Here is a 234-nt window from a genome sequence, read left to right on the forward strand (position 1 = left end):
TTCCAGACCTCCTTCTGCTCCACCTGACCGGCGGCGGCGATGACCCGCAGCTGCTGTTCCGACGGCATGTCGCCCAGCGCCATCTGTTCGAGCATCGCCGGCAGGACATTGGCGAGCAGACGCAGCTTTCGGATCTGGCGGACGGGAAGCGCAAGAGCGACCGCGATTGCTTCCTCGGTCCAGCCGAGAGCCACGAGACGCTCGATGCCCCGCCACTGATCGACCGGATTGAGC

The 234-nt window shown here is 65.8% G+C and carries 1 pseudogene; it reads right to left on the reverse strand.

The window, feature by feature from the left end:
- Nucleotides 1-234 (reverse strand): annotated as a pseudogene (locus FGF66_RS12445) (plasmid partitioning protein); the annotation flags it as partial.

This window comes from Chlorobaculum thiosulfatiphilum (genome assembly GCF_006265165.1).
Lineage (GTDB): Bacteria > Bacteroidota > Chlorobiia > Chlorobiales > Chlorobiaceae > Chlorobaculum > Chlorobaculum thiosulfatiphilum.